The sequence below is a fragment of the Synechococcus sp. M16.1 genome (assembly GCF_014279895.1).
Taxonomy (GTDB): Bacteria; Cyanobacteriota; Cyanobacteriia; order PCC-6307; family Cyanobiaceae; genus Parasynechococcus.
Window position 1 is genome coordinate 1,607,407 of sequence record NZ_CP047954.1, and the last position, 24,147, is coordinate 1,631,553.

The 24,147-nt window shown below is 63.5% G+C and carries 30 protein-coding genes; 10 read left to right on the forward strand and 20 right to left on the reverse strand.

Going from position 1 to position 24,147, the window contains the following annotated elements:
• Window positions 1–4 precede the first annotated feature (4 nt).
• From SynM161_RS09290 to SynM161_RS09310, 5 genes are all read right to left on the reverse strand, one after another.
• Window positions 5–187 (reverse strand): hypothetical protein, encoded by a 183-nt coding sequence (locus tag SynM161_RS09290; protein WP_114989454.1) that lies wholly within the window; start codon window positions 185–187, stop codon window positions 5–7.
• Between the two features lie 223 nt (window positions 188–410).
• Complete coding sequence (locus SynM161_RS09295; protein WP_170950489.1) at window positions 411–578, reverse strand: hypothetical protein; 168 nt, start codon at window positions 576–578, stop codon at window positions 411–413.
• 197 nt (window positions 579–775) lie between these two features.
• On the reverse strand, window positions 776–928 hold the full coding sequence (locus SynM161_RS09300) for a hypothetical protein (protein WP_170950490.1): 153 nt from the start codon (window positions 926–928) through the stop codon (window positions 776–778).
• Window positions 929–1,061: 133 nt separating this feature from the next.
• Complete coding sequence (locus SynM161_RS09305; RefSeq protein ID WP_244272886.1) at window positions 1,062–1,229, reverse strand: DUF4278 domain-containing protein; 168 nt, start codon at window positions 1,227–1,229, stop codon at window positions 1,062–1,064.
• Between the two features lie 189 nt (window positions 1,230–1,418).
• Window positions 1,419–1,709, reverse strand: coding sequence for a DUF3104 domain-containing protein (locus tag SynM161_RS09310; protein WP_114989456.1), 291 nt, complete (start codon window positions 1,707–1,709; stop codon window positions 1,419–1,421).
• 231 nt (window positions 1,710–1,940) lie between these two features.
• On the opposite strand from SynM161_RS09310, the gene SynM161_RS09315 reads away from it, so the two are divergent.
• Complete coding sequence (locus tag SynM161_RS09315) at window positions 1,941–2,093, forward strand: hypothetical protein (RefSeq protein ID WP_170950491.1); 153 nt, start codon at window positions 1,941–1,943, stop codon at window positions 2,091–2,093.
• Between the two features lie 211 nt (window positions 2,094–2,304).
• Here the strand turns inward: SynM161_RS09315 and msrA are convergent, their stop codons facing one another.
• The 8 genes from msrA to SynM161_RS09355 are packed head-to-tail and all read right to left on the reverse strand — an operon-like array spanning window position 2,305 to window position 10,098.
• A complete protein-coding gene (gene msrA, locus SynM161_RS09320) occupies window positions 2,305–2,928 on the reverse strand; it encodes a peptide-methionine (S)-S-oxide reductase MsrA (protein ID WP_186541016.1) in 624 nt (207 codons plus the stop codon).
• On the reverse strand, window positions 2,925–4,106 hold the full coding sequence (gene lpxB, locus SynM161_RS09325; RefSeq protein WP_186541017.1) for a lipid-A-disaccharide synthase: 1,182 nt from the start codon (window positions 4,104–4,106) through the stop codon (window positions 2,925–2,927). Before lpxB ends, msrA begins: the two co-directional genes overlap by 4 nt.
• Window positions 4,106–4,930 (reverse strand): acyl-ACP--UDP-N-acetylglucosamine O-acyltransferase, encoded by an 825-nt coding sequence (lpxA, locus tag SynM161_RS09330; protein ID WP_186541018.1) that lies wholly within the window; start codon window positions 4,928–4,930, stop codon window positions 4,106–4,108. The genes lpxB and lpxA overlap by 1 nt, the downstream gene beginning before the upstream one ends.
• A 5-nt stretch (window positions 4,931–4,935) precedes the next feature.
• The gene (gene fabZ / locus SynM161_RS09335) at window positions 4,936–5,391 is read right to left on the reverse strand and encodes a 3-hydroxyacyl-ACP dehydratase FabZ (protein WP_186541019.1); all 456 of its coding nucleotides are present in this window, start codon (window positions 5,389–5,391) and stop codon (window positions 4,936–4,938) included.
• On the reverse strand, window positions 5,388–6,215 hold the full coding sequence (lpxC, locus tag SynM161_RS09340) for a UDP-3-O-acyl-N-acetylglucosamine deacetylase (RefSeq protein WP_186541020.1): 828 nt from the start codon (window positions 6,213–6,215) through the stop codon (window positions 5,388–5,390). The genes fabZ and lpxC overlap by 4 nt, the downstream gene beginning before the upstream one ends.
• Entirely contained in the window at window positions 6,215–8,398 is a 2,184-nt protein-coding gene (locus SynM161_RS09345; RefSeq protein ID WP_186541027.1) for an outer membrane protein assembly factor, read from the reverse strand. The genes lpxC and SynM161_RS09345 overlap by 1 nt, the downstream gene beginning before the upstream one ends.
• Window positions 8,399–8,440: 42 nt before the next feature.
• Entirely contained in the window at window positions 8,441–9,193 is a 753-nt protein-coding gene (purC, locus tag SynM161_RS09350) for a phosphoribosylaminoimidazolesuccinocarboxamide synthase (protein ID WP_186541029.1), read from the reverse strand.
• Window positions 9,190–10,098: a hypothetical protein gene (locus SynM161_RS09355; protein WP_186541031.1), complete on the reverse strand. Its 909-nt coding sequence runs from the start codon at window positions 10,096–10,098 to the stop codon at window positions 9,190–9,192. Before SynM161_RS09355 ends, purC begins: the two co-directional genes overlap by 4 nt.
• A 58-nt stretch (window positions 10,099–10,156) precedes the next feature.
• Here SynM161_RS09355 and purD point away from each other — a divergent pair, with 58 nt between their 5' ends.
• Together purD and SynM161_RS09365 are read left to right on the forward strand one after the other, a co-directional pair.
• On the forward strand, window positions 10,157–11,464 hold the full coding sequence (gene purD, locus SynM161_RS09360; protein WP_186541032.1) for a phosphoribosylamine--glycine ligase: 1,308 nt from the start codon (window positions 10,157–10,159) through the stop codon (window positions 11,462–11,464).
• Window positions 11,461–13,527 (forward strand): ATP-binding protein, encoded by a 2,067-nt coding sequence (locus SynM161_RS09365; protein ID WP_186541033.1) that lies wholly within the window; start codon window positions 11,461–11,463, stop codon window positions 13,525–13,527. Before purD ends, SynM161_RS09365 begins: the two co-directional genes overlap by 4 nt.
• Before the next feature lies 1 nt (window position 13,528).
• Here the strand turns inward: SynM161_RS09365 and kaiC are convergent, their stop codons facing one another.
• The 3 genes from kaiC to SynM161_RS09380 all read right to left on the reverse strand — a co-directional run bounded on the left by kaiC (window position 13,529) and on the right by SynM161_RS09380 (window position 16,379).
• Complete coding sequence (gene kaiC, locus SynM161_RS09370; RefSeq protein WP_186541034.1) at window positions 13,529–15,067, reverse strand: circadian clock protein KaiC; 1,539 nt, start codon at window positions 15,065–15,067, stop codon at window positions 13,529–13,531.
• Between the two features lie 65 nt (window positions 15,068–15,132).
• Window positions 15,133–15,498 carry a circadian clock protein KaiB gene (kaiB, locus tag SynM161_RS09375; protein ID WP_006850278.1) on the reverse strand — a complete coding sequence of 122 codons (366 nt, stop codon included), beginning with the start codon at window positions 15,496–15,498 and terminating at the stop codon, window positions 15,133–15,135.
• Window positions 15,495–16,379 (reverse strand): circadian clock protein KaiA, encoded by an 885-nt coding sequence (locus SynM161_RS09380; protein WP_115161641.1) that lies wholly within the window; start codon window positions 16,377–16,379, stop codon window positions 15,495–15,497. Before SynM161_RS09380 ends, kaiB begins: the two co-directional genes overlap by 4 nt.
• A 132-nt stretch (window positions 16,380–16,511) precedes the next feature.
• Between SynM161_RS09380 and rplU the strand changes: the two genes are divergently transcribed.
• Together rplU and rpmA are read left to right on the forward strand one after the other, a co-directional pair.
• Window positions 16,512–16,877, forward strand: coding sequence for a 50S ribosomal protein L21 (gene rplU, locus SynM161_RS09385; RefSeq protein WP_011365073.1), 366 nt, complete (start codon window positions 16,512–16,514; stop codon window positions 16,875–16,877).
• Window positions 16,878–16,922: 45 nt separating this feature from the next.
• Window positions 16,923–17,189 (forward strand): 50S ribosomal protein L27, encoded by a 267-nt coding sequence (rpmA, locus tag SynM161_RS09390; RefSeq protein WP_114989469.1) that lies wholly within the window; start codon window positions 16,923–16,925, stop codon window positions 17,187–17,189.
• Between the two features lie 82 nt (window positions 17,190–17,271).
• Here rpmA and SynM161_RS09395 read toward each other — a convergent pair whose 3' ends face one another.
• Window positions 17,272–18,024, reverse strand: coding sequence for a bifunctional 2-polyprenyl-6-hydroxyphenol methylase/3-demethylubiquinol 3-O-methyltransferase UbiG (locus SynM161_RS09395; protein ID WP_186541035.1), 753 nt, complete (start codon window positions 18,022–18,024; stop codon window positions 17,272–17,274).
• Window positions 18,025–18,065: 41 nt separating this feature from the next.
• On the opposite strand from SynM161_RS09395, the gene truB reads away from it, so the two are divergent.
• The 3 genes from truB to SynM161_RS09410 all read left to right on the forward strand — a co-directional run bounded on the left by truB (window position 18,066) and on the right by SynM161_RS09410 (window position 20,047).
• A complete protein-coding gene (truB, locus tag SynM161_RS09400) occupies window positions 18,066–18,974 on the forward strand; it encodes a tRNA pseudouridine(55) synthase TruB (RefSeq protein ID WP_186541036.1) in 909 nt (302 codons plus the stop codon).
• Window positions 18,975–19,027: 53 nt separating this feature from the next.
• Window positions 19,028–19,771 carry a YebC/PmpR family DNA-binding transcriptional regulator gene (locus tag SynM161_RS09405; protein ID WP_186541037.1) on the forward strand — a complete coding sequence of 248 codons (744 nt, stop codon included), beginning with the start codon at window positions 19,028–19,030 and terminating at the stop codon, window positions 19,769–19,771.
• Between the two features lie 105 nt (window positions 19,772–19,876).
• The gene (locus tag SynM161_RS09410) at window positions 19,877–20,047 is read left to right on the forward strand and encodes a Nif11 family protein (protein ID WP_071823080.1); all 171 of its coding nucleotides are present in this window, start codon (window positions 19,877–19,879) and stop codon (window positions 20,045–20,047) included.
• Between the two features lie 30 nt (window positions 20,048–20,077).
• Here the strand turns inward: SynM161_RS09410 and SynM161_RS09415 are convergent, their stop codons facing one another.
• The 3 genes from SynM161_RS09415 to SynM161_RS09425 are packed head-to-tail and all read right to left on the reverse strand — an operon-like array spanning window position 20,078 to window position 22,575.
• Window positions 20,078–20,341: a hypothetical protein gene (locus SynM161_RS09415; protein WP_186541039.1), complete on the reverse strand. Its 264-nt coding sequence runs from the start codon at window positions 20,339–20,341 to the stop codon at window positions 20,078–20,080.
• A 19-nt stretch (window positions 20,342–20,360) separates the two neighbouring features.
• The gene (locus SynM161_RS09420; RefSeq protein WP_186542637.1) at window positions 20,361–21,071 is read right to left on the reverse strand and encodes a glucosamine-6-phosphate deaminase; all 711 of its coding nucleotides are present in this window, start codon (window positions 21,069–21,071) and stop codon (window positions 20,361–20,363) included.
• Window positions 21,072–21,087: 16 nt separating this feature from the next.
• Complete coding sequence (locus tag SynM161_RS09425; RefSeq protein WP_186541040.1) at window positions 21,088–22,575, reverse strand: SpoIID/LytB domain-containing protein; 1,488 nt, start codon at window positions 22,573–22,575, stop codon at window positions 21,088–21,090.
• A 5-nt stretch (window positions 22,576–22,580) separates the two neighbouring features.
• Between SynM161_RS09425 and SynM161_RS09430 the strand changes: the two genes are divergently transcribed.
• Window positions 22,581–23,540: a ribonuclease Z gene (locus SynM161_RS09430; protein WP_186541041.1), complete on the forward strand. Its 960-nt coding sequence runs from the start codon at window positions 22,581–22,583 to the stop codon at window positions 23,538–23,540.
• Between the two features lie 73 nt (window positions 23,541–23,613).
• Window positions 23,614–24,126, forward strand: a complete 513-nt coding sequence (psbV, locus tag SynM161_RS09435; RefSeq protein ID WP_222929014.1) for a photosystem II cytochrome c-550 — start codon at window positions 23,614–23,616, stop codon at window positions 24,124–24,126.
• Window positions 24,127–24,147 lie beyond the last annotated feature (21 nt).

Sequence of the window (24,147 nt, forward strand, 5' to 3'; positions counted from 1 at the left end):
ATCCTCAGGAAGCAACAGCCTGCAATTCGAGTGTGCGGTCTGGGGTTTCCAATGCATGAATCTGCCACCGTGCTCGCTCGGAGCAGGTTTCCAACACCCGATCAAGATCATCCGATGCGTGCTTCGGCGACGCGTAGGGACCGATATGACGGGTGCCAAGACCATCCTTAATGGTCAGCAGATACATACAACCCTCCTCTCACCGCCTGATCGTAAGCATTGGCTCAAGCATCGTCGATGGCCGGAAACCCGTCTGTTCACTGAGAACTTGCTGAATCAATCAAGTTGCCGCGCTTAATCTTTTCAACAGGTTGGATGTTGGTTTCTTAAGGAATTCGACCAGATTTGATCAAGTAACGGCCGGCGAAATCCCCTGGAGCGATACGGGGTATCACTCCATTTCATCGGGCTCAGTTGGCTTCAGTGACAGCCGCTGGCGCAGCAGACCTGCCAGACATCTCACGCAAAGAGCCAGCAGCACAGAGGGTTGAAAGCGCGATCGCAACCAGGGCGGCGCTGTTGATCAGCTTGAGCGCGACGGGCAGATGGGTGTTGACCATCTCGCGAACGTTTGCCATGGAAAAAAGTTCATAGTGAACATCTTCATAGTGCGGCCCCTGTCAACGCAGCGAGGGCGCCCGCAGAGCCCGGCCTTTTTGTCGTAATGGCGACGACCAGCCACGGGAGCCCAGGCCATCCTGCGAGGGCTTCTTTCGGTGAAGGGGCAATGCGTCGAGTGGGGGCACTTAGGGAACACCCCCTCTTTTTTTGGGCATCAGGCCACAAGAACAAGGGCGACGTTGAGAATCGCCAACCCCACCAGGAACACCGCCGCCAGCAACGCGGCTTCGGGGAAGAACTTGGCAATCACAAAACCCACCCCAAGAAACACCGAGGAGATCACGATGGCGGTGAGATCCGATCCCATCGGCGAATGCTGACTGGTTCGCCCACAGGATGTCGGGATCTCCCTTGGACCGTGGCTTGCCCCCATCCGACTGCCCAACAAAACCCCCTGCCCTTAAGAGGGGGCAGGGGCAGGAACCAACGGGCGCTTCGGGCTACTTGGTGTAGGTGACGCCCCGGTAGGTGAGGGTGCGGCGGCTTTCGCCAATCAGTTCCTGGCGGCAGGTGTTGTAGTGCTCGCGGCGGTAGGTCAATTCAACGCAGGCCTTGGGAGTAGCTGGAGCTGCTGCGTAGGTGTGGCCTCGATAGAGAAGTGCAGTCATTGGATGTTCCTCGAAGAAATCCAAGTCCCCGTTCCATGGCTTGGAGCATCTGCGCCCCTCAAGAAGGGGTGAACGTTTTGTAGCAACCGCTACAAACCACTTATAAGACAGCCGTCAAGCCCGTGCCGTTCGCGCGAATACACACCGCCCCTTGATCAAGGCCCCTACTCGATCAACAGCCCTGCTCGATCAACAGCCGGAAGAGACAGGCGCACTGGTGGGCCATCCATCCATCGACCAGATCACATCAGAGACCGCATCGGCATTAATCCATTTGATGACGCCCGTATCCACGTCAGCCACCTGAAACAGCGACGGAAGCCTGGGGTGGCGAGCACTTCCCTCGCAGAAGAGCACCTGCCCCATCCACCAATCCCCTTGATCGAGCTGGTCTCCAGCGACGATCACAAAGTGCCCTGGGCGGACGTGGAGAAAGGGAGCCTCCGCCTTCACCGCGAGATCACCGTGATCAACCGACATGAGCCACCCAGGAATCAGTACGCCTGTACTCATAGCCATGGCGATATGGGTTTGGCAAGCCGTCAATCGCGCTGGCGTTGAAGCGCAGGCGTGTTGCCAGACACTGACGTAAGCACTTTTGCTCCCTGGACGTTGACCCGTGGGCGTCTAGGTTTCGACAGTCTTCAGACCCGTAGGCCCCCTTTCGATCGCACAAGGCCCTGCGCCTGCCGCCGTCGAGAACGCCAATCGATGACTGACCGCACTCTCAGCATTTCCGATGCCCTGCGCGAAGCGCAGCTGCAGCGCCTGGAAGCCTCCCTGGCCTGCAAGGCGGCATCCAAGCCTCAGGCCACGACACAGCCAGCAAAAGAGAAGGACAAGGACGCCAAAGCAAGCGACTGATCGCAACAGTCCCCACGCATTCCTTGATCAGATCGGCATATTGAGGAGCATCCGGCAATTGCCGGTGTCATCAAGTGCTGTGCTGTGGAGTCGCTGCTCTCGATCCTGCTGGGTGTCGCCCTCGCGTGGGTGATCACACGGGTGATCATCTGGCTGAGCGACCGTGCGCGCATCCGGGGGCACTCTGCCGAGGAATGAGGCTGCGGCAGCCCTACTTCCCCCAGGCGTTACCGGTGCGAGCGTTGTCGCCCCAGACGCTGTCGAGCCTGCGGTCACGACCGCAGCTGAACCGATAGAAGTTGTATTTGACGGCGTTGTTCTCCGCATAGTTCTGGTGGTACCCCTCGGCGGGCCAGAAGCGAGTCGCCTGCCGGAGCTCCACCTTCAAAGCAGACCGGGGTTGTCCGAGCTCACGGGCCGCCTCCGCCGCACTGGCTTCAGCCTCCTGAGCCTGGCCGTCATCAGCCGTGAAGATCACCGGCCGGTAGGAATCACCGCGGTCGCAAAACTGGCCGCCGCCATCGAGGGGGTCCACATTGCGCCAGTAGCTGCGCAACAGCTCCGCGTAGCTGATCTGATCCGGATCAAAGCGCACCTGCACCGCTTCCTGATGCCCCGTCGTCTCACTGCTCACCTGCCGGTAGGTGGGGCGCTCCAGCTGCCCGCCGCTGTAGCCGCTCACGGCATCACGCACCCCGGGCAGATGCTCCAGGTCGTGCTCCATGCACCAGAAACAGCCACCGGCAAAGACCGCCGTCTGTAGCTCAGCCATGGCGAGCTGGGGCCAGCTGAGCAGCATCAGGCAGGTGAACAGCAGCAGCAGGGTTCGTTTCATCCGATCACCTGATCCAAGATGGCCTTGGCCGCCCGCTCGGTGACCCCAGGAGCACCCAGGGTGGTCCGCAGCCGTGCGTACCCCTCCAGCATGGCCTGGCGCTCTGGGGTGTCAGTCAGCAGAGGAAGCGCCCTCTCCACCAAAGCTTCAGCCGTGAGTTCGTCCTGGAGCAGCTCCGGCACCAACCGCTGCTTGAGCAACAGATTCACCGGCGAGATGTGATCCACCTGGAAGCGCAGCACATGGCGGGCAAGCCAGGCCGTCAGTCGGCTCACGCGGTACCCCACCACCTGGGGAACCCCCTGCAGGGCCAGCTCCACATTCACCGTGCCGGATTTGCCCAGGGCAAGATCCGCCGCCGCACAGAAGGTAGTTTTCAACCCATCCGCTTCAGCAGCGGGAATCACCCGGGCGTGGCGCACACCGGCTTCGTGCAGCGCTGCCGCCAGGGGGGCTTCGAACTGCGCAAGCCCAGCGGGCAACAGCACCTGAAGATCAGGGTGGCGTTGCTGCAACTGGGCTGCCGCCTGGGCCAGCGGTGGCATCAGATAACGCAACTCCTGGAGGCGCGAGGCCGGCAGCAGCAGCAACACCGGCGCTTCAGGATCCAAACCCAGTTGGCGGCGGGCACTGGCGCGATCGGGCAGGTTCTGGAAGCTGTCAAGCAGGGGATGGCCCACCCAGCTCACATCCGCACCGCGGGCGGCATAGAACTCGGCCTCTGCCGGAAAGATCGCGAGGATCCTGTCGGTGAAGTCCAGCAGACGGGTGGTGCTGCCATCGCCAAAGCGCCAAGCCCACTCCTGGGGAGCGATGTAATACGTGATCGGCAGCTCAGGCTGCTGGCGCCGCAGCCGTGTGCCCAAACGCACGTTGGCCCCGACGTAGTCGATCAGCACCACCCCATCAAGGGCCTGTTCCTCCAACAGCGCATCTACCCGGGCCTGCAGCCGCAGCGTGGGAAGAATCAACGGAACGGCCTCCCACAGGCCAATGGCTCCCATCGGCGCGGTGTCGGCGATCAACAACGCACCCTCCGCCTCCATGCGCGGGCCACCCAGGGCCAGCACCTCCAGCTCAAGCCCCCGCCGTTCCGCCTCCAACCGCAAGGCGCGAATCAACAGGCTGCCCTGCAGATCACCGGAGACCTCCCCGGTGCTGATCAGCAGCCGAACCATCAGCGGCCCTGCACCGGCATCGGCCCCCGGCGCCCCTGCCCCGTGGAGGCTTCAAGGAACCGGCAGAAATGCTCAGCCGCCGGCAGCAAGGGCTGCCTTCGGGCCTGCTGAAGCGCATCGGCAATCACCAGGTCGGAGCGATACATCAGGGTCCAGATCTCCTGAAGCTGCTTGAGTTCAGCGCCGTCATGGTTGGCAGCCAGGCCACGGCGCCGCAGGCCCACGCGGTTCAGCCCACGCACGCGGCCCGGATGGCCTTCCACCAGGCAATAGGGGGGAACATCCCGGTCGACGCGGGTCATCCCACCGACCATCGCCATCCCACCGATGTGAACGAACTGGTGAATGCCCAGACAGCCACCGATCACCGCACGGTCTTCGATCACCACGTGGCCCGCCACCTGAATGGCATTGGACATCACGATGTTGTTGCCGAGATCGCAGTTGTGGCCCAGATGGCAGTAGGCCATCAGCAGGTTGCCGTTGCCGATGCGGGTCACCTCGCCCTCTTCGGTGGCGCGGTTGATCGTCACGCATTCCCGCAGCGTGTTCCCATCACCAATCAACACCTCGGTGTTGGCACCGCGGTACTTGAGATCCTGCGGCGGAAGCCCGAGGCAGGCGCCCGGGTACACCTTGTTGTCACGGCCCAGGGTCAGCCGACCATCCAACACGGCATGGGGACCGATCCAGGTGTTCTCTCCGATCACCACCTCAGGGCCGACCACCGCACCCGGGCCGATGACCACGCCGGAGGCCAGCTCAGCCTTCGGGTCGACCACCGCCGTGGGGTGGATTTGCTGTGACGCCGTTTGCTGCGACATCCCGCTCAGCCCACCAGGGAGAACATCAATTCCCCGGAGCAGGCCAGATCGCCGTCCACTGTGGCCTCCGCCTTCACCTTGCCGAAACGTTTGCGCTTGAGGCTGAGCAGTTCACAGCGGATCACCAGCTGATCTCCAGGAACCACAGGGCGCCGGAAGCGTACCCCGTCAATCCCGGCGAAAACGAACAGTCCCTTCGGCAGATCGGGCATCTGGGTCACGATCAGACCACCCACCTGCGCCATCGCCTCCACAATCAGCACCCCTGGCATCAGGGGACGCTCGGGGAAATGCCCCTGGAACTGGGGCTCGTTCATGGTCACGTTCTTGATCGCCGTGGCCGAAACCCCGGGCTCATGGGCGATGACCCGATCCACCAGCGCGAAGGGGTAACGGTGCGGGAGCAAACCGGCGATCTGCTCGCTGGTGAGCACGACGTTTGGGGTGGTGGATTCAGTCACAAAGCGGCTGCGAGATCGGTGTGAAGACCATGGGATCCCTTGTACACAAGAACCTGTGCCTGGGGAAAACCGACGAGGGCCAGGTCGCCGATTAGGTCCAAGAGCTTATGGCGCACAGGTTCATCCTCGAACCGCAGCGGTGGATTCATCCACTGATCACCGTCACAGACCAGGGCATTGTCCAGAGCTCCGCCCTGGATCAATCCCGCAGCGCGCAGCTGCTCCACCTGCTCCCGGAAGCCAAAGGTGCGTGCTGGAGCGATCTCATCGACGAAGCGTTGGGGCGTGAGCTCTAGGGCGAATTGCTGTCGCCCAATGGCCGCCTGCGGGAAGTCAATTATCCCTACAACGCCAAAGCAATCGGCCGGAGTGGCGGTGATCACACTGTTGCCCCGGGTGCGCAGCAGGGGTTGCTCCAACTTCGGTGGAGCCGGCCGCGGGGTGGCCGCCGGCACCAACCCAACACTGGCGATCGCCTCCACCCAACCCAGGGCTGAGCCATCCAGCAGCGGAACTTCATGGCCGTTAAGGCCAATCTCCACATGGCTGAGCCCACAACCTGCAAGAGCCGCAAGCAGATGTTCGACGGTGGCCACCTTGCTGGAACCCAGATCCAAGGTGGTGCACAACGGGCTGTCGCGCACCTGATCCGGCCGCAGCTGGATGGGCTGCTCCATGCCCGGCAAACGCATGTGGAACCCCGGCTGATCCGTCGGCCGAAGCTCCACCGTGGCCTCAGCTCCAGTGTGGAGACCAACGCCCGAGCGTGATGTTTGCTCCGCCAGTGTCCAACCAGCGGAGTAGTCGTGAGGCCAGCTGGTCACTAGAACTTCCAGCCCACGCCCAGATTGAACCGCCAATCGGAGCTGAAGTCCTTACTGGCCACTTCCACACGCAGCGGACCCACTGGGGTGGTGACGATCACGCCGGTACCCACGGAAACACCGGAGCCGCTCTTGTCCAAGAGCAAACCGGGCTTGCCGGGCACATCTTTCTGGGTGCCGATATCAGTACCGGCGTCCATGAACACTTCACCGGAAAAGATGCTGATCAGCGGGAAGCGGTACTCGAGCGTGAGTTCACTGAAAGCCTTCGAAACCGCAAGATCACAGTCGTACCAACCGCGAATCGAGTTGGATCCGCCCATGCAGAACGCCTCGTACGGGGGCGCTTCACCCATCAAGAGACCACCCTTGATCTGCACACCGATGGCCTGCGGGCAATCGGCCTGTTCACCGGCCTTGGGCCGGCAACCCTTGTGGATTTTCAGCCAGTTCACGGGGAAGAACTGGGTGTAACTCGCCCTCAGCCGGTTGAAGGTGGGTGAATCGTTGTTGATGCCGAAGAACTGCTCGGTACCAGCCGTAAAGAAGTTGCCGCTGGTGGGGTTCCGAGGGTTGTTGAAGTTGTTGTAAGTGGTGGCGACACGTACTCCCACAAGGGTGTTGCTGTCGGCGCAGTTGTACGCCACGCAAATCACGTCATCGCCGTCGACCACTCCATTCTTACGGTTGTTGGTGGAGACGCCGTATGGCCGAGTACTTCCTGCGAAATTGACTGGACGCACCTCAGCAAAGGACATGCCGGCCAGCACATTCCACTTGCTGTCCTTGTAGGGATTGCCTCCGTTTAAAGGGCGGGAGAAAGAGAAGCTGCCACCGGTCCTGCGCAGCACCACCGTGTCGCCCTCGTAGTCATACCAACTGCGGTTGGGGTACTCGCTATCAGCTTTGTTGACGTCGTCCGGAGCCTTGTTTCCATCGGTGAATCCATAACTGCGGCCTGTCTCATAAGCCTTGTTGGAGCCGTTGTCGACGTAGTCCTTCGCTGTGCGGATGTAACCGTTGTCATCGCTCTGGAACACCTGTGGCACCTGCTGGCTCAGGAACACCGACGTGCGGAAGCTGGTGCGGTGCTTGTCGCCATAGATCCAGGGATCCCTGAAGCTGAGGTTGGCGAGACCGCCGTACTGGCCGTAGGTGATGTTCGTAGACAGATTCCAAGCTCTTCCGAGGAGGTTGGTCTCCTGTAATTGCACCTGACCGAACACACCCTGACTTTGGCTGTAGCCAAGGCCTCCGGAAAGCTGGCCGGTGGACTGTTCAACGATGCCCAGCACGATCACCACGTCGCCGGGCTCTTCGGGCACAGGCCGCAGGGTGACCTTCACATCACTGAACAGCTGGGTGCCGTACAGGCGTTTGATGTCCCTCTCGAGCTGGTTGCGGTTGAACGGATCACCAGGCTGAATCGAAACCTCTCGGGTGATCACCCACTCCCTGGTCTTGCCGCGGATGGAGTTGCCGTTCTCATCGGTGTCATCACCATCTTGGGTGAGGAATTTCACCTCAACGCCAGACACATTGCCCTGCAGAAGTTTCAGCGTGACCACACCCTCAGGACTGACCCGTTCCGGACCGGACACCCGCGCCAGGGAATATCCCTGACCGGCCACGGAGGTCTGCAGGGCCTTCATCCGCTGCTGCAGATCGTTGAGGTTCAGCGTGCGGCCGTAATCGGAGGCAAACGCCTCCTCAATCAGCTCATCCGAGAGGAGATTCTCCTCGTCACCGTTGATCTCTACGGCACTCAGCGGAGGGAAGGGCTGCACCTGAACAACCACTTGAACCCCGAGCGGTCCGTTCTGAGGAACGATCCGCACATCCGAGAACCAACCTGTGGCCTGAATGCCATTCAGATCGTTCTGCAGCTCCTCGCGTGTCACACGCATCCCCGGACGCACCTGCATGGCGTCGTAGGTGGAGATCTGAAGACGTTCCTCTTCCGGGTGGCCCTCGATGCCCTCAATCAGCACCTCGGAGATCAGCACCCGGGGCTGTTCCACCAGGGTGTTTTCAGCAACAACCTCTTCAGCCTCAGCAGCTGGGTTCCCAGGCGTGGCCTCCTGAGCCATCACCGGTGGAGCGACCAGGGGGATCCCCAGCATCAGACCCAGAACCGTGCCACGAAAGGCAACCGAAGAGCGGCGGGTCGAACGGCGGGTCATCTAGACGCAGGCTGGGCCAGAGCCACAAAAGTTGCGCTGACCTTACAGGCAGTTGCGGGGGTTGGGGCAGCTGCTTTGGACCCGTTTAAGGACCTCCCCGTAGGCCTCCATCACCCCACCGAGATCCTTGCGAAAGCGGTCCTTGTCCAAAATCCGGTCTTCGGCATTGCTGTTGCGGCGATCCCAGAGCCTGCAGGTGTCAGGGCTGATCTCATCGGCGAGCAGGAGTGTTCCGTCCGCAGCCAGCCCCAACTCCAGCTTGAAATCCACCAATTGCAGATCAAGCCCTTCAAAGAACGGCAGGAGCACGGCATTCACCCGGCGGGCCAGTTGTTCAATCGCTGACAGTCGTGCTGGGTCTGCCACACCAAGCAGCTGCACACGCGCCTCCGTAAGCAAGGGATCGCCCAGGGAATCATCCTTGTAATAGAGATCCAGCAGGGCGGGTTCGATGGCGGTACCCTCCGCGATCGGCGTTTGACGGCACAGCGATCCGGTGGCGGTGTTGCGCAGCACCACCTCGAGGGGAATGATCTCCACCCGACGCACCAGCATCCAGGCCTCCCCGGCCAGACCGCAGTAATGGGTCGGCACCCCCTCACGCTCCAGCAGCTCGAACAACCGTGCTGAGATCTGGCAGTTCAGCCGACCTTTGTCGTCCAGCTGGGCTTTCTTCTGGGCATTGAAAGCGGTGGCGTCGTTCTTGAACTCCACCAGCACCCGCTCAGGATCCGTGCTGGCGAACACCCGCTTGGCCTTGCCTTCGTAAAGCAGCTCTCCGTGATCGGGCGTCATGGCGACGGTGCAACGGCAGTTGGTCTTACATCAGCATGGCCTCCGGGATCCCGAGGTGAACGCAGCAGGGGATCGGGTTCGGCCTCCGGCTGCAGTTGCTGGAGCGAATAACGATCGTTGAGAACAGTGGCCAACCGTTGGATCCGCTGCCGCGGCCGTGCGCCATCGCCCCCAGCCGCCAGCTGCAGTTGCAGTTGTTGATGCAGCAGGTCCATGGCCAGTCCCCAGGCCTCCGCTGCTGCCGCTTGGTCCAAGGCGGTTTCAAGCAGCTGATCGGCCTGCTCGAATTGTTCGACATCGAGCCATTGCACCGCCCGCGCCAGTCGTTTCGCCCCCCGCACGCCCGTTAGGTCGCCCAGCAGCTGCAGCTCCACAGCCACAGCGTTACGGCCCAGGGCTGCTTCATGCAAAGCCAACTGATCAAGCCCATTGCCCTGATCCGGCAACGGCTGCTCAGGGAACAGAGGCGCATCCAGGGCTTTCAGGTTGCCATCCACCAAACGGCGCAGCGCCAAAGCCGCCTGGTGGTGATCCAGGGCCGCTGCTGCTGCACGCCAGCGCAGCAGCAACCACTGACGCCGTTCATCGCCAACGCGGGGGATGTAGCGGCTGAGCACCACGGCCGCAGCTTCGGGGGCACCACAGCTCATCAGGGCTTCGGCGTTCGCCAGCACCAGTTCCAACGAATCGATCACCGGATGCAGCTCCAAAAGCCGATCGCGCAAAGCCTGGCGACGGCCATCGGAGTTGGCGATGCGGGGGTTGAGACAGGCCTGCTCCGCCGCGGCCAGATCCATCTCAGCAAGAACGCTCTGAAAACGTTCCTCGCGCATCACCTGCAGATCCGGGGCTGCCGTGACAGCAGCCAGAAGGGTGAGGGCGAAGGGGAAAAGGGACGTCCCCATGGCGGGCTGCGGTCTACAAAGGAAAACCTAAGAGGCCCTAACCGTTCCTCCCGCAACCATGGCCATGTCGTCCACCCGTCCCACCACGCTGCCCGCCCTCCAACGTGCCCTCGTCGTCGGTGGCGGAGGCAGGGAACAGGCCCTGGCCTGGGCCCTGGGCCGTTGTCCGGGCCTGGACACGGTCTGGATCACCCCTGGCAACGGCGGCACGGAAGGCAGCGCCATGGCGGTGGGCGAAACCGATAGCGCTGGGTTGATCGCGCTGTGCCAGCAGAACAGTGTCGACCTGGTGGTGGTGGGTCCGGAAGCGCCGCTGGCCGCTGGTGTTGCCGATGCGCTGCGCGATGCGGGCTTTGCCGTGTTCGGCCCGGGAGCGGAGGGGGCCCAACTGGAGGCGAGCAAAGCTTGGGCGAAGCAGCTGATGCAGGAGGCGGGGGTCCCCACCGCTGGCTACTGGGCGGTGAGCAGTGAAGCCGAGGCCCTGGCGGTGTTGCAGGAGGTGCAACGGCCTCTGGTGGTCAAAGCCGATGGCTTGGCCGCCGGCAAGGGCGTCACGGTGGCGGACAGCGTGGATGAATCGGAAACCGCCATCCGCGAAGCGTTTGAAGGGCGTTTCGGTGCCGCCGGCTCCCAGCTGGTGCTGGAGGAGCGGATGGAGGGCCCTGAAGTGTCGGTGTTCGCCCTCTGCGATGGGGAGCGGATGGTGCTGTTGCCCCCGGCGCAGGACCACAAACGGCTCAAGGACGGTGATCGCGGACCCAACACCGGCGGCATGGGCGCCTATGCCCCCGCCCCGCTTCTGAATGCCGAGGGCCTCGAGGAGGTGCGCCGCATCGTGCTCGAGCCCACCTTGAAGGCCCTGCGCCAACGGGGCATCGATTACCGCGGTGTGATCTACGCCGGCCTGATGATCACGGCCGATGGCCCCCAGGTGATCGAGTTCAACTGTCGCTTCGGCGATCCCGAATGCCAGACCTTGATGCCCCTGCTCGGCCCTGAGCTCGGCGCCGTGCTGCAGGCCTGTGCCTTGGGACGCCTGGACCTGGCCCCGCAGCTGAGCATCGCCGAACGCTGCAGTGCCTGCGTTGTGGCGGCCGCCGAGGGCTACCCGGAGGCTCCCCGCAAAGGCGATGCGATTCGCATCGACCTCGCCCCCAGCCCCAACCATCAGCTGTTTCATGCCGGCACCCGCCGCGACAGCTCCGGCGAACTGCTCACCGCAGGCGGCCGGGTGCTGGCCGTCGTCGCCCAGGGCGATGACTTCGATGCCGCCTTTGCCGGGGCCTACAACGGCCTCAATCAGCTGGATTACGCCGGAATCACCTACCGTCGGGACATCGGCCATCAGGTGCGCTCGGGCGGATGAGCAGCGGCAGCGGAGCAGCAATCGCTGATTGGGCGCTTCCCCCCAGTGGCAAGCCGCCGGGGGACGACCAGAACCTCTGGGACCGCATCACCGCCTGGTGGGCGGAATTCACCCTCCAGACCAAGCTGCTGGCGATTGCCACCCTGGTGGTGAGCCTGATGATGACGGGCATCACCTTCTTCGCGCTGAACGGAATTCAGCGCGATGCCGTGATGAACGACACGCGCTACGCCAGGGATCTGGGCTTGCTGCTAGCCGGCAATGTCACTGAGCTAGTGGCGCAGGGCCAGGACCGTGAGCTGGCCAACGTCGCCGAGAAGTTCTGGCGTTCCAGCCGCAGCGTCCGCTACATCTTCTTCGCCGATCCTGAGGGCGTCGTCTATCTGGGGATCCCGATCAGCGCCACCCCCAGCAGTGGCGATGGGGAGCTTCGTCTCAACCGACGACTGGAGCTGCCCGATGAGCTGCGTCGACGCCCCCAGAACCCCCTGGTGCGGCAACACCTCACGCCCCAGGGTGCCGTCACCGATGTGTTCGTCCCCCTGATCCGGGGGGGTCAGTACTACGGCGTTCTTGGCCTCGGGGTGAACCCGAATGAGACCGCCCTGGCCAGCGCAGCCCTCACCCGGGAGGTGACCGTGGCCGTGTTCATCTCGATCTGGGTGCTGGTGATCCTGGGCGCGGTGTTCAACGCCCTCACCATCACCCGACCAGTGAAGGAACTGCTACGGGGGGTGCGATCCGTCGCCTCCGGCAATTTCGGTGCCCGGGTTGACCTGCCAGTTGGGGGGGAATTGGGGGAACTGCTCACCGGCTTCAACGCCATGGCCTCCCAGCTCGAGGCCTACGACGAGGCCAACATCGAGGAGCTCACCGCCGCCCAGGTGAAGCAGCAGTCATTGATCGCCACCATGGCCGACGGCGCCATGCTGCTGGATGCCGATGGCCGCATCGTGCTGGCCAATCCCACGGCGCGGCGTCTGTTCCGCTGGGAAGGGCGCAGCCTGGAAGGCCAGGAGCTGGTGGGGGAACTGCCGGAACTGCTGGCCATCGAGCTACACAGTCCCCTTGATTCCCTGCTCGGTGGCGCGGCAGACAGTGAAGACCTGCGCTGCAGCGTGGGGGAACCGGCCCGCACCCTGCGCATCGTTTTGCAAGCGGTGCGTGATGCCAGCGGTGAAACCCTCAAGGGCATCGCCGTCACCATCCAAGACCTCACCCGCGAGGTGGAGCTGAATGCGGCCCAGAGCCGCTTCATCAGCAACGTCTCCCATGAACTGCGCACGCCGCTGTTCAACATCAAGAGCTACGTCGAAACCCTGCACGACCTCGGCGATCAGCTCAGCCCCGATGAACAGAAGGAGTTTCTCGGGGTCGCCAACGACGAAACCGATCGACTCACCCGGCTGGTGAACGATGTGCTGGACCTCTCCCGGCTGGAGTCGGGCCGGACGCTGCAGTTCGAACCGATCAGCATGCGCCCGGCCATGGAGCAGACCCTGCGCACCTACCGGCTGAATGCCGAAGATCGCCAGGTGGAACTGGTGCTGGATGTTCCCGAAGAACTGCCCGAGGTGCTGGGCAACTGGGACCTGCTGCTCCAGGTGCTCGACAACCTGGTGGGCAATGCTCTGAAGTTCAGCCGGCCAGGCGGCCCCCTGGCGCTGCGGGCCTATCCCTGGCCCGACGCCTGTTCAGTGGAGGGAACGGCGATCACCAACAGTGATGGACCCACCTGCGCCCTCACCTCACCGCTGCCCAAGCTGAGGGTGGAGATTGCCGACACGGGCTGCGGCATCAGCAGCGCTGATCAGGAGCGCATCTTCGATCGCTTCTTCCGGGTCGAGAACGCCGTTCACACGGAAGTGGGCACCGGACTGGGTCTTTCGATCGTGCGCGGGATTCTCGAGAAACACGGCGCCCAGGTTCAGATGGCGAGTGAGCCCGAGGTGGGCACCACCTTCTGGTTCGACCTGCCCCTGGCGGAGGCCGACAAGGATGAGCTGCAACTGCAGGCGGAACGGCGCAGCCGCACCGCCATCGCTGAAGCCGTCGAGCTGTAGATCAGTCCTCGGTGGAGACGCCGCGGGCGATGCGCGACAACTCGCTGCGCTCATCGGTGGTGACCCGATGGGGCACACCGGAAATGATCCGCTCGAAGTTGGAGAAGGAATCCTTGATCTGAGGGCCATTGCCCGTGATCACAAATTCGCGGATGCCCTTGTCGTGCCATGAACCGCGCATCTTGAACACGTTCAGGGCGCGGGCCATCTCCCCGCGGATCTCCACGTACTGCAGCAACAGGATCGTGTCGGTGATCGTGGAGATGTGGGAGTCGGTGATCGAATGGCTGCCCATGAACTCCTCGGAGGTGTTCGTGAAGAAGCCGGCGATCTCTTCCTGCTTGGCGTAACCGGTCACGCCGATCACGAACTGACGGAAGGCGTTATGGCTCACACCGCGGGCGAGGGCGGAGAGGGAATCGATCGCCATCCGCGACGGTTTGAACTGGCTGATCTCCGTCTTGATGATCTGCAGGTGATCCTCAAGGCCCGTTGATTCGGGATAGGCGCAAATGATCTTGAGCAGCCCGTCCTGCTCCATCTGCTCGAAGTCGATGCCCCAGCTGGTGCCGTTGCGCAGCAGCTGAGCCCGCGATTCCTCATAGGCAAACAGGATCGCGCGTTCCTTGTTGCGGCAGGCGTCTTCGATGAATTTGGAGACGAGCATCGTCTTGCCCGTTCCGGTGGCACCGGTGGCGAGGATGATCGAGTCCTTGAAGAAACCTCCGCCGCACATGTCGTCCAGGCGCGGCACGCCGGAACTGACCCGGACGTTGGATGACCGCTGGGTGAGGCGCATGGCCCCGAGCGGGAAGATGCTGATGCCGTGGGTTCCCATGGTGAAGGGGAACTCGCCCTTCATGTGGGTGGTGCCCCGCAGCTTGAGAATCTCCAGGGTGCGCCGACGCCGCTCTCCCTCGAGCACGTTGCGCAGAATCACCACGTTGTCGGAGACGAATTCCTCAACGCCGTAGCGGGCAATCGGGCCGTACTCGTCAATTCGTTCGGTGGTCATCACCGTGGTGACGCCGATTTCCTTGAGCCTTGCAATCAGCCGAAAGATCTCACGGCGCACCACGAACACAGCGTCGTACTGCTGGAACACCGCCGTGATCGAGTCGATGGCGACGCGCTTGGCCTTGTACTTGCGGATGGCGTAGTTGATCCGCTCGATCAGACCCGAGAGATCAAAGCTGCCAGCCACGTCCTGGCCGTCGGGATCTGGCGAGGCATCAAGAATGAAGAGTTTGTCCTGCTCGACCATCTCCTGCAGGTTCCAGCCGAAACTGGCGGAGTTGCGCAGGATGTCGAGGGGCGATTCCTCGAAGGTGACGAAGATGCCAGGTTCGTCGAAATCCTTGATGCCGTTGTGGAGGAAGTGCAGCGAGAACACCGTCTTGCCGGTGCCGGACGTGCCGCTGATCAGTGTGCTGCGGCCGATCGGTAGGCCGCCCTGGCACACATCATCAAAGCCCTCGATCCCCGTCGGGAGCTTTTGCACCTGCATCTGAGGCTGACCGCTGGTCGGAGGGAACTGCATAGAAAAGACCTATGACTTGACCGTAGTGAGCGCGAGATGAACCGTGCTGGAGCGCACCATGTCGCTTAAGGATCTGAAGAAATCGTCGTGTCGGTCTCCTCATCGACCGCGTCGATCAAGCTCGAATTGAGCGACGTATCGGACAACTCGTCGTAGAGCAGATCCAGGCCGATCAGCACGCGCTCCCGATCGGAGAGGTCACCGATGATGCGCCGCACCGGCGGGGGAAGAATCTTGGACAACGTTGGCGTTGCCAGGATCTTGTCTTCCTCCGCCAGTTGCGGATTTTTGAGCACGTCAATCACCTTGAGGGCATACACCCCCCGGAATTCGGTCTCGAGGATGTTGCGCAGCGTTTTCAGCGCCCGCATCGAATTGGGCGTGTTGCCCGCAACGTAGAGCTTGAGGATGTAGGTCTTGCGGGGACTCATGACGACTCCTCCGAGGCATCGAGCTGATCCATCGGGCGACGTACACGGCTGGAGGCCGTGCCCGACAGAGGAAGATCCGGCGGAATGGAGCGCCGGTACATCTCACACAGATGCGCCATCACGTCGAGAAGCGCAAGGCGGTAATCCTGAAGAAAGTCATGTTTGTGGCCCTCCAAACTCAGTTGTTTCCAGAATTCGTCGATCAAATCCACGTGGATCTCAACGGTGCGGGTGATCGGTAGATCACTGAAAAAAGCGGTGTTGACGAAGCTTTCCAGGGCCTGATTCGCCGTGGCCGGATCACTGAAGTAGCTCGCCAGCAGATCCCGGTAGGTGCGTTGGAGAGACAGCAGCAGATCCCGGCGTTCTTCAGGCGGCAGGCTGCCCAGGAAGCGGGATGGGTCCCGCTTGTAGAAGACCCCTAGGTAGCCGAGTCGCTCCTGCAGGCGATCGGAGAGGTTGCTGACGGCGCGGGAGGAGGAGCTGCTGTCGTCCGTGCGTCCGTCGGCACGACCCTGGCGCAGAAAACGCGAAATGGCCGCATCCACGTTGTATCCCAGCTGGGCCAGCTGGTCGTCGGGCAGATGCAACTCCTCGGGGTGGTAATCCACCTGCCCCTTCACCTCCCCAACGATCACGGCAGGGAAGAGCAGACCCGCCGCCAGCAGTTGCTCCTTGGCTGAAGCATCGAGCAGGCTCTGCTCGAGCACCACAGCGTCGAAGTCGTCCTGCCGGGGTCCGAGAACAGCCGCCAGGGTCTCCCCAGGATCAACCGTCAGAACAACAGACTCATAACGGTTGGCCGGCAGCCAGGGGCGGCAGGCTTCCACCAGGGCTGGGCTGGCCAGCACGAGAGCAACAGTGAGGGCCGGCCTGGCCATCCGGGCATCCGCAGCGTCGAGGTATCTGAATCTTGACGATGGGGCGCGTCAGAGACGAAGATCTTGGTTTGTCTTTCGATTGCGGCTCAGGCCTGAATCGGTTCGCCGAGCCTGAACGCGTCTTTTCACCTTATGGCCGACACCAAACCAGCCGCGGAACAGAGCGGGACCTACGCCATCGTTGAGGCGTCGGGCACCCAGATCTGGCTGCAGCCCAACCGCTACTACGACATCGATCGGCTTCAAGCTGAGGTGGATGACACCATCAAGCTTGAGAACGTTCTCTTGGTGAAGGACGGCAAGGGCACCACCCTCGGCCAGCCCTACGTCAAGGACGCCACCGTGTCCCTGAAGGTGATGGCCCATCGCCGTGGACCCAAGGTGATCGTTTACAAGATGCGCCCCAAAAAGAAGACCCGCCGCAAGAATGGTCACCGGCAGGAACTCACCCGGGTGATGGTTGAGTCCATCTCCGTGGGCGGCAAGGCCATCAGCTGACCTCTCCCCCTCGCTCCATCAACCGCCCCACCAGCATCTCTTCTCATGGCACATAAAAAAGGCACAGGCTCAACCCGTAACGGCCGCGACTCAAACGCCAAACGCCTTGGTGTGAAGGCCTACGGCGGCGAAACCGTTACCGCCGGTTCCATCCTGATCCGCCAGCGCGGCACCTCCGTTCTGCCCGGCGTCAATGTCGGCAAAGGCAAGGACGACACCCTGTTTGCCCTCACCGACGGCATCGTGAAGTTCGAATCGATCCGCCGCGGCCTGCGCAACCGCAAGCGCATCAACATCACTGCAGCGGTCTGAGTTTCAAGGCCAACGTCAATCCAAAGCCCCGATGCCAGCTGGCACCGGGGCTTTTTTGTTGGCAACTTGTGTTGCAGCAGCCTCAGGAACGCCGGTAGAGCCGAGCCGTGATCAACAGGGGGTGAAACACCTCCAGGAACTGAGCCTGCAGGGTGCGGAAAAACCCATCCACCAGGGCCGGATCATCGAAATGGAAGGGGTACTCGCCCTGATGGCCTTTGAAGAAGTACCAGTTCAGAAGCGCGATGGCCCCGGGGGCCATCCGCTGGTGAAACTCCAGCAACTGCGCCGAGGGATCCGGCAGGTGTTCCAGCACATCGAGGCAGACCACCGCATCGAAACGAACATCGCCCGTGCTGCTGAGGTCGCGATGCACCGAGAGCTTGTCCGCCAGCCCCAGGCTTTGCGCCCGTTGCTGAACAAAAGCCTGGTTGTGGGGATTGAGGTCGACAAACCAGACGTGATCGACCTCCGGCAGCGCCGCCGCTGATAGGGCGTGGGTGCCGATGCCACCGCCGAAATCCAGCACCTGGCCCTGCACCGCCATGCCCTGCAGCCGCAGCGTGTCGGCGATGTAGTCCGCACTGGAGAGGTGCCAGGCCGCCAGCTCCAGCAGGTGTCCCGTGCCCACCGTGTCCTCATAGAAGGCGGTGGCGTCCTCCGGCCGGAACGCACCGGGATGCAGATCCGCCAGGTCGTCGGTGCTGCTGGGCAGACGCTGCTCAAGCTGATCCAGCGTCAGGTCGAGGTAGCGACTGAGGTGTTGCTTGATGCCCAAACCGTCCGCCAGGAAAGCGGAGACGTCCACGTCCGTGCTGCTGCGGAGCTGGGGCATGGATGGGCATCAGGGAGCGGCCAACCTACGCAGCCGGCGGAATGCAACAGTCAGGGCACCCCGCTCGAGCCCCGGTGAACGGCCCCTTCGGCTTCGTAGTGATCGACAAGCCCGCAGGCCTCACCTCCCACGCCTGCGTCAGCCGACTGCGCCGCAGCTATGGCCTCAAGCGCGTGGGCCATGGCGGCACCCTTGATCCTGCCGTCACCGGGGTTCTCCCCATTGCCCTAGGGCCCGCGACCCGATTGCTGCCCTACCTCCCCGGGGAGAAGACCTATACCGGGATGATTCAACTGGGCCGGCGCACCAGCAGCGACGATCTGGAAGGAGAGCTGCTGGAGCAGCAGGCCTGGCCATCCCTTCGTGAAGCCGAGCTCAACAGCAGCTTGGAGGCGTTCCGGGGCGCGATTGAACAGCGTCCTCCGCAGGTCTCCGCCGTGCATGTGGATGGCGAACGGGCCCACGCCAGGGCACGGCGCGGTGAAGCGATGGATCTGCCGCCACGGGCCGTCACCGTGCACCGGCTGGAGCTGTTGGATTGGGATGCGGCCCTGGGGCAGCTGAGCATCGAGGTGCACTGTTCCGCCGGCACCTACATCCGCTCGATCGCCAGGGATCTGGGGGACCGCATTGGCTGCGGAGGTTGTCTGGCCTCCCTGCGCCGCACGCAAGCCCTGGGGTTCCATGCGCATCAGGCCCATCCCCTGCCGGAGCGAGACGCTGTGCCGCCCGATCCCCTCTCGCCGCTGCTGGCCCTGGGGGCCCTGCCCCGGCGTGATCTCAGCGAAGCCGAGCAGATCGACTGGCGCTGCGGCCGACGCATCGCGATGGATCCAGGGCCTGGAGAGGCGGTGGTGGTGTGCAATGCGGATGGAAGCATGGCCGGCATCGGCCACCGCGAGGGCGAAGGTCTGCTGCGACCCAAGGTGGTCTTCGATGCAGCAGGCTGAAACCAACCGGTCGCTCAGTACTCTCCGAGCGCATCCTGCCCTGCCCTGACGCGATGGCTGGCCACAGCAAATGGTCCCAGATCAAACGCACCAAGGCCGTCGTCGACGCCAAACGTGGTGCGGTGTTCACCCGGCTGGGGCGAGAAATCATGGTGGCGGCCCGTGCCGGGGCCGATCCCGCCGGGAATTTTCAGTTGCGGACGGCCATCAGCAAAGCCCGGGCCGCTGGGGTGCCCGCCTCCAACATCGAGCGGGCCATCGCCAAGGGGTCAGGTCAGGCCGGTGATGGAGCCCAACTCGAGGAGGTGCGCTACGAGGGCTACGGCCCCGGCGGCATGGCGGTGCTGGTGGAAGCGCTCACGGACAACCGCAACCGCACCGCGGCGGATCTGCGGCTGGCCTTCAGCAAGAACGGCGGAAATCTGGGGGAAAACGGCTGCGTGGCCTACCTGTTTGAACACCGCAGCGAAGTGATCCTCAACGCCGGCCCCGACGACGAGGAACGTTTACTGGAAAGCCTCCTGGAGCTGGAGGCCGATGGCTATGAGCTGTTGGACGAATCATTGATGGTGCACGGCCCCTTTGAGGCCTTGGAGAGCCTTCAGGACGGCTTGCGACGGGCTGACTGGAATGTGCGGGAATGGGGCCATCACTGGTCCGCCCAGACCAGCGTCTCTGTGAAAGATCCCGACACCGCCCGCAGCTGCCTCAAGCTGCTGGATGCCCTCGACGGGCTCGACGATGTGCGCAGCGTCAGCGCCAACCTCGATCTCGCCGACGGACTGGAGCTCGACTGACGCCTCCTTGAAGTTTGTCGTCAGCAAATCCGCACCAAAGCTTGAGGCCCTGAGCCCCGATCGACCCCAGCGCTAGGCCGAAGACATCCCTTCTGGAGGATCGCCATGTCCATGAAACAGCTGGAGACGTTCATGTCGCGGGTGCAGAGCAACGACTCGATCCGCGATGAGGTGCAGCGCTGCGGCAAGGACAACTCCTGCGTGGTCAAGGTCGGGGCCAAACACGGCCACAAGTTCTCGCCAGCACACCTGAGCCGCTGGCAAAAGGAACACTGACACCCGACCAAGCCGGCGGCTGGGGCCCCCTCAGGGGGACTCAGCCGCCTTCTCCTCCTCGCCATCGGGTTGCTGACGGATCATCCGCGCCAGCATCTCCAACTTGGCGCTTTCCGATTCCGAGGCCCGGGTGGCCATCCAGGCACTGGCCGCCTTCTGCTGGGCCAGCTGCTGCACCAACGCCAGGGCCGTCTCGCGCAACTGCTCAAGGTCCTGACAGTCCTGAATGAAGCGCGTCCAGCGTTCCGCCTCAAAGCTCTGCTCAAGGCGCCGTTCCACGGGGTCGATGCTCATCGCCGCTGCTCTCGGCTGTTCAAACTAAAGCCGCTGCATCGCACCAGAGCCAGACATTGGGATGGGTCAGCAGCCAGCTGGCGGGCAGCGCAGGATCCGGCTCCCTTAAGTCCAACAACCGCTTGAGGATGCCGGCCTTGGCGGCGCCGGTCACCACCAGATGAATCTCAGCAGCCTCGAGGATCTCCCACAGGCCCAGGGTGATGGCCCGCTGCGGCACAGCCTCAACGCAACCATCGAAGAGCACCGCGTTCTGCTGCCGGGTTGCAGGGGTCAGCTCCACCTCATGGCAGTGCTGATCAGGGGGACAAGGCGGCTCATTGAAACCCACATGACCATTGCTGCCGAGCCCCAGAAGCTGCAGGCCGATGCCCCCGCAGCCGCTGAGCTGCTCGCCGTAGCGCCGCGCAGCAACCGCTCCGTCAGCGGCAGTGCTGTCGGGCAGATGCACCGCAGAGGCGGGCAAGCCCAGGGGTGCAGCGAGGTGGTGGGTCATGTAGGCCCTGTAGCCCCGGGGATCGTCCGCCGAAAGTCCGAGGTATTCGTCCAGATTGAAGCTGCACCATCGGGCCCGCAGGGCCTCCAGCTCATCGGCAGACCACGACAGCAGCCGTTCCACCAGGGTGCGATAGAGCGGCTCCATCGTGCGTCCCGTGGCGAGGCCCAAGGGCTTCAGGGGATCAGGCCCCTGCCAACTGAGCAGATGACGCTCCAGATGGGCCGCCAGCACAGCGCAGAGATCCGTGTCACTGGAATGGCGTTGCAGACGACAGGGAAACCGTGCCAAAGGGCGAAACCGGCATGTCTCTCCAGAGTGGCTTCGTTGGGGGCTTCAGCGCCAGCGATGGGTCGTGGTGCGGCTGGTAGGGAACAACCTCAGCCCCGCGGTAGTAGTGCCGAAGAATCGAGCGGAAGTGAGCCCCCTGCTCCGCCAGACCATGGGCTCCCCACTGACTCATGCCAACGCCGTGGCCATAGCCCTGGCCCTTCACCAGCAGCTGGAGTCCGCCAGCGGACCAACGACGCACCGACGTCTTGCTGACCAGCACCGGCGGAGGGGCCACCAACAGGGGCAGCCGTGCTCCCCGCTGGCGGGCCACCGATGCGGTGATCCGCTCAATGCGGGAGCCCGGGCGGGAGGTTGCAGTCACCCGCCGCACCGGAAGCTCCACGGGAGAACGCTGCCCCCCCGTCACCATCTCAAAGTTCACCAGCGTGCTTTTGAGGCCCAACCGCTTGCGCAGCTCGCCGCCGCTGAGCACCAGCGATCCGCGGGGCCCGCGCAAGCGGGCCTCACGCACCCGTCCGCTGGCGGAACGACTCAGCACCTCAACGTCCTGGAGCCCACCGGTTTCGGGCAGCCGCTGACGCAGCCCGGCCGAATCAAACCATTGTTCCCAGCGGTGCACCGGGCTGTGCTGATCGTGATCGGGGACGCTGACCAGATAGGGATGCTGGCGGCGCCAGACCATCCCACTCGCCTCGGTCACCCCGCCAGAACTGCTGTGGAAGACGGCATCGATCAGGCGACCGCCGTGCACGAGCACCAGCGAACGGGTGCTCGCCACCGCCTTGCGTGTGCTCGGCGTTTCCGACTCCACGCCGCGGTACACCTGACTCGCCACCGTGGCCTTCACATCCCAGGCACCACCGCGGCTGCGCTGTTTCAACGCATAGGTGCGCGCGGCCACGGCCTGGGCCTGCAGGGCAGCCAGGGGCCAGCGGTGGGGCATTTCGCTGCCGACAACACTGGCGAGATAGGTCTCAACGCCCAGGCTGTTGACCACCCGCAAGGTGCCGCCGCGGCCGCTGACGCGCAGCACACCCCGGTAGCGACGCCCTCCCACCCAGATGCCCCGTGGATCGTCGTTCTGCACCGTCACCAGGGTGCTGGGGGCCAGCCGCATCGATCGGCCATCCACGGTGGCGCGCAGGCGGGCCCCTTGAAGGCTGAGCTGCAGCCGCTGTGGCCGTCGCTCGCCGCCGGGGAGTCCCTGCACCCGCAGCGGCAGTGCACCATCGGAGCGCAGGCTGACCCGGTTGCTCTCCTGCAACAGCACGCGCATCTGCGGCTCGCGGCCGCGGGCCAGCGCCACCGGTGATGGAGCGATCACAGCGACGAGCACCAGACCGACGGCAACGGAGGCGCGGCGCACGCTGGAGATCAATAGGCGCCCCAGTGTGCCGCCTGTTCCTGGGTTCAGCCAGATGGCAGCATGAGTCCTGAGGAGCACCGGCCTTGCAGGTCACATTTCTCGGTACGAGTTCTGGGGTACCCACCCGGGCCCGCAACGTTTCAGCCGTGGCTCTGCGCTTGCCGCAGCGCTCGGAGATGTGGCTGTTCGACTGCGGCGAGGGAACCCAACATCAGTTTTTACGCAGTGATCTGCGGCTCTCGCAGCTGCGCAGGGTGTTCATCACCCACATGCATGGCGACCACGTGTTCGGCCTGCCTGGTCTGCTGGCCAGCCTCGGGCTCGCCGGCAGCAGCGCCGCAGGGGTGGATCTCTACGGGCCGGACCCGCTGGAGAGTTACCTGAATGGTGTGTTGCGCACCAGCTCCACCCGGATCGGCTATCCCCTCGCTGTCCACAGGGTCCGGGATGCAGCCGAGCAGGGCACGCTGCTGTTCGAGGACGACGACTTCACGGTGCGCTGCACCCCGCTCACCCACCGCGTGCCGGCCTACGCCTATCGCATCGAACAGAAGCCCCTGGCCGGTCGCTTCGACATTGAGAAAGCACGGGAACTGAACATCCCCCCCGGCCCCGTATACGCCCGGTTGAAGCGGGGTGAAACGGTGACCCTGGAGGACGGTCGCAGGATCGACGGCACCAGCCTCTGCGGTGAGGAACGGCCCGGTGTGAGCGTCGTCTATTGCACCGACACGGTGTTCTGCGAAGCGGCCGTGGAGCTTGCGCGCGGCGCGGATCTGCTGATCCATGAATCCACCTTTGCCCATGGCGAGGCAGAGATGGCGTTCCAGAAACAGCACTCCACCAGCACCATGGCTGCCCAGACGGCCGCCGAAGCGGGTGTGGGGCAGCTGGTGCTCACCCACCTCAGCCCGCGCTACGTGCCGGGCAACCCGGTCACGCCCCAAGACCTGTTGGACGAGGCCAAGGCGATCTTCCCGAACACGCTGCTGGCCAAGGACTTCCTCAGCATTGACGTCAAACCACGCTGCAACAGTTCGTGATCCGGCCACAGAGGGTCACTTCCCCGTGATACAAGAGCTTGGTGCGGTGAATGCGTCACACCCCCTTACCTTCATGGCCTCTGTGTTCTCTTCCTTGCGACGGTCCCTGAAGGGCCTTCTGGTCCTCATCCCGGTGCTGATCGGTTTGGCCGTTATCTCTCCGGCTCAGGCGGCCCAGTGGGACGCTGAGACCCTGACGGTTCCGGCAGATCCCTCCGGCACAGAGGTGACCTTCAGCGATCGTGAAATCGATGCTGGCCGCAAGGTGTTCAACACCAGCTGCGGCACCTGCCACGCCGGCGGCATCACCAAGACCAACCACAACGTGGGCTTGGATCCTGAGACCCTGGCCCTGGCCACCCCGGCCCGCGACAACGTTGAGGCCCTGGTCGACTACATGAAGGACCCCACCTCCTACGACGGTGAGTACAGCATTGCCGACCTGCACCCGAGCATGCGCGACGCTGAGCTCTACCCCGCCATGCGCGATCTCGATGATGAGGACCTGCGCCTGATGGCTGGCTACATCCTGGTGTCGCCCAAAGTCCAGGGCAGCGCCTGGGGTGGTGGAAAGATCTACTTCTGATCAGCTTCTGCCGATCAACTC

Excerpts from the sequence above, each read along its gene's own strand:
- truB (WP_186541036.1), top strand. The coding sequence starts at position 18,066 with ATGCAACAGTCAGGGCACCCCGCTCGAGCCCCGGTGAACGGCCCCTTC.
- kaiB (WP_006850278.1), bottom strand. The coding sequence starts at position 15,498 with ATGAGTCCCCGCAAGACCTACATCCTCAAGCTCTACGTTGCGGGCAAC.
- purD (WP_186541032.1), top strand. The coding sequence starts at position 10,157 with ATGGCCATGTCGTCCACCCGTCCCACCACGCTGCCCGCCCTCCAACGT.
- SynM161_RS09315 (WP_170950491.1), top strand. The coding sequence starts at position 1,941 with ATGACTGACCGCACTCTCAGCATTTCCGATGCCCTGCGCGAAGCGCAG.
- kaiC (WP_186541034.1), bottom strand. The coding sequence starts at position 15,067 with ATGCAGTTCCCTCCGACCAGCGGTCAGCCTCAGATGCAGGTGCAAAAG.
- SynM161_RS09295 (WP_170950489.1), bottom strand. The coding sequence starts at position 578 with ATGGCAAACGTTCGCGAGATGGTCAACACCCATCTGCCCGTCGCGCTC.
- SynM161_RS09380 (WP_115161641.1), bottom strand. The coding sequence starts at position 16,379 with ATGGCCAGGCCGGCCCTCACTGTTGCTCTCGTGCTGGCCAGCCCAGCC.
- rpmA (WP_114989469.1), top strand. The coding sequence starts at position 16,923 with ATGGCACATAAAAAAGGCACAGGCTCAACCCGTAACGGCCGCGACTCA.
- SynM161_RS09355 (WP_186541031.1), bottom strand. The coding sequence starts at position 10,098 with ATGGGGACGTCCCTTTTCCCCTTCGCCCTCACCCTTCTGGCTGCTGTC.
- lpxA (WP_186541018.1), bottom strand. The coding sequence starts at position 4,930 with ATGTCGCAGCAAACGGCGTCACAGCAAATCCACCCCACGGCGGTGGTC.
- SynM161_RS09410 (WP_071823080.1), top strand. The coding sequence starts at position 19,877 with ATGTCCATGAAACAGCTGGAGACGTTCATGTCGCGGGTGCAGAGCAAC.
- SynM161_RS09305 (WP_244272886.1), bottom strand. The coding sequence starts at position 1,229 with ATGACTGCACTTCTCTATCGAGGCCACACCTACGCAGCAGCTCCAGCT.
- SynM161_RS09405 (WP_186541037.1), top strand. The coding sequence starts at position 19,028 with ATGGCTGGCCACAGCAAATGGTCCCAGATCAAACGCACCAAGGCCGTC.
- SynM161_RS09415 (WP_186541039.1), bottom strand. The coding sequence starts at position 20,341 with ATGAGCATCGACCCCGTGGAACGGCGCCTTGAGCAGAGCTTTGAGGCG.
- purC (WP_186541029.1), bottom strand. The coding sequence starts at position 9,193 with ATGACGCCCGATCACGGAGAGCTGCTTTACGAAGGCAAGGCCAAGCGG.
- SynM161_RS09310 (WP_114989456.1), bottom strand. The coding sequence starts at position 1,709 with ATGTCGGTTGATCACGGTGATCTCGCGGTGAAGGCGGAGGCTCCCTTT.
- psbV (WP_222929014.1), top strand. The coding sequence starts at position 23,614 with ATGGCCTCTGTGTTCTCTTCCTTGCGACGGTCCCTGAAGGGCCTTCTG.
- SynM161_RS09300 (WP_170950490.1), bottom strand. The coding sequence starts at position 928 with ATGGGATCGGATCTCACCGCCATCGTGATCTCCTCGGTGTTTCTTGGG.
- SynM161_RS09290 (WP_114989454.1), bottom strand. The coding sequence starts at position 187 with ATGTATCTGCTGACCATTAAGGATGGTCTTGGCACCCGTCATATCGGT.
- msrA (WP_186541016.1), bottom strand. The coding sequence starts at position 2,928 with ATGAAACGAACCCTGCTGCTGCTGTTCACCTGCCTGATGCTGCTCAGC.
- lpxB (WP_186541017.1), bottom strand. The coding sequence starts at position 4,106 with ATGGTTCGGCTGCTGATCAGCACCGGGGAGGTCTCCGGTGATCTGCAG.
- SynM161_RS09345 (WP_186541027.1), bottom strand. The coding sequence starts at position 8,398 with ATGACCCGCCGTTCGACCCGCCGCTCTTCGGTTGCCTTTCGTGGCACG.
- SynM161_RS09365 (WP_186541033.1), top strand. The coding sequence starts at position 11,461 with ATGAGCAGCGGCAGCGGAGCAGCAATCGCTGATTGGGCGCTTCCCCCC.
- SynM161_RS09395 (WP_186541035.1), bottom strand. The coding sequence starts at position 18,024 with ATGCCCCAGCTCCGCAGCAGCACGGACGTGGACGTCTCCGCTTTCCTG.
- rplU (WP_011365073.1), top strand. The coding sequence starts at position 16,512 with ATGGCCGACACCAAACCAGCCGCGGAACAGAGCGGGACCTACGCCATC.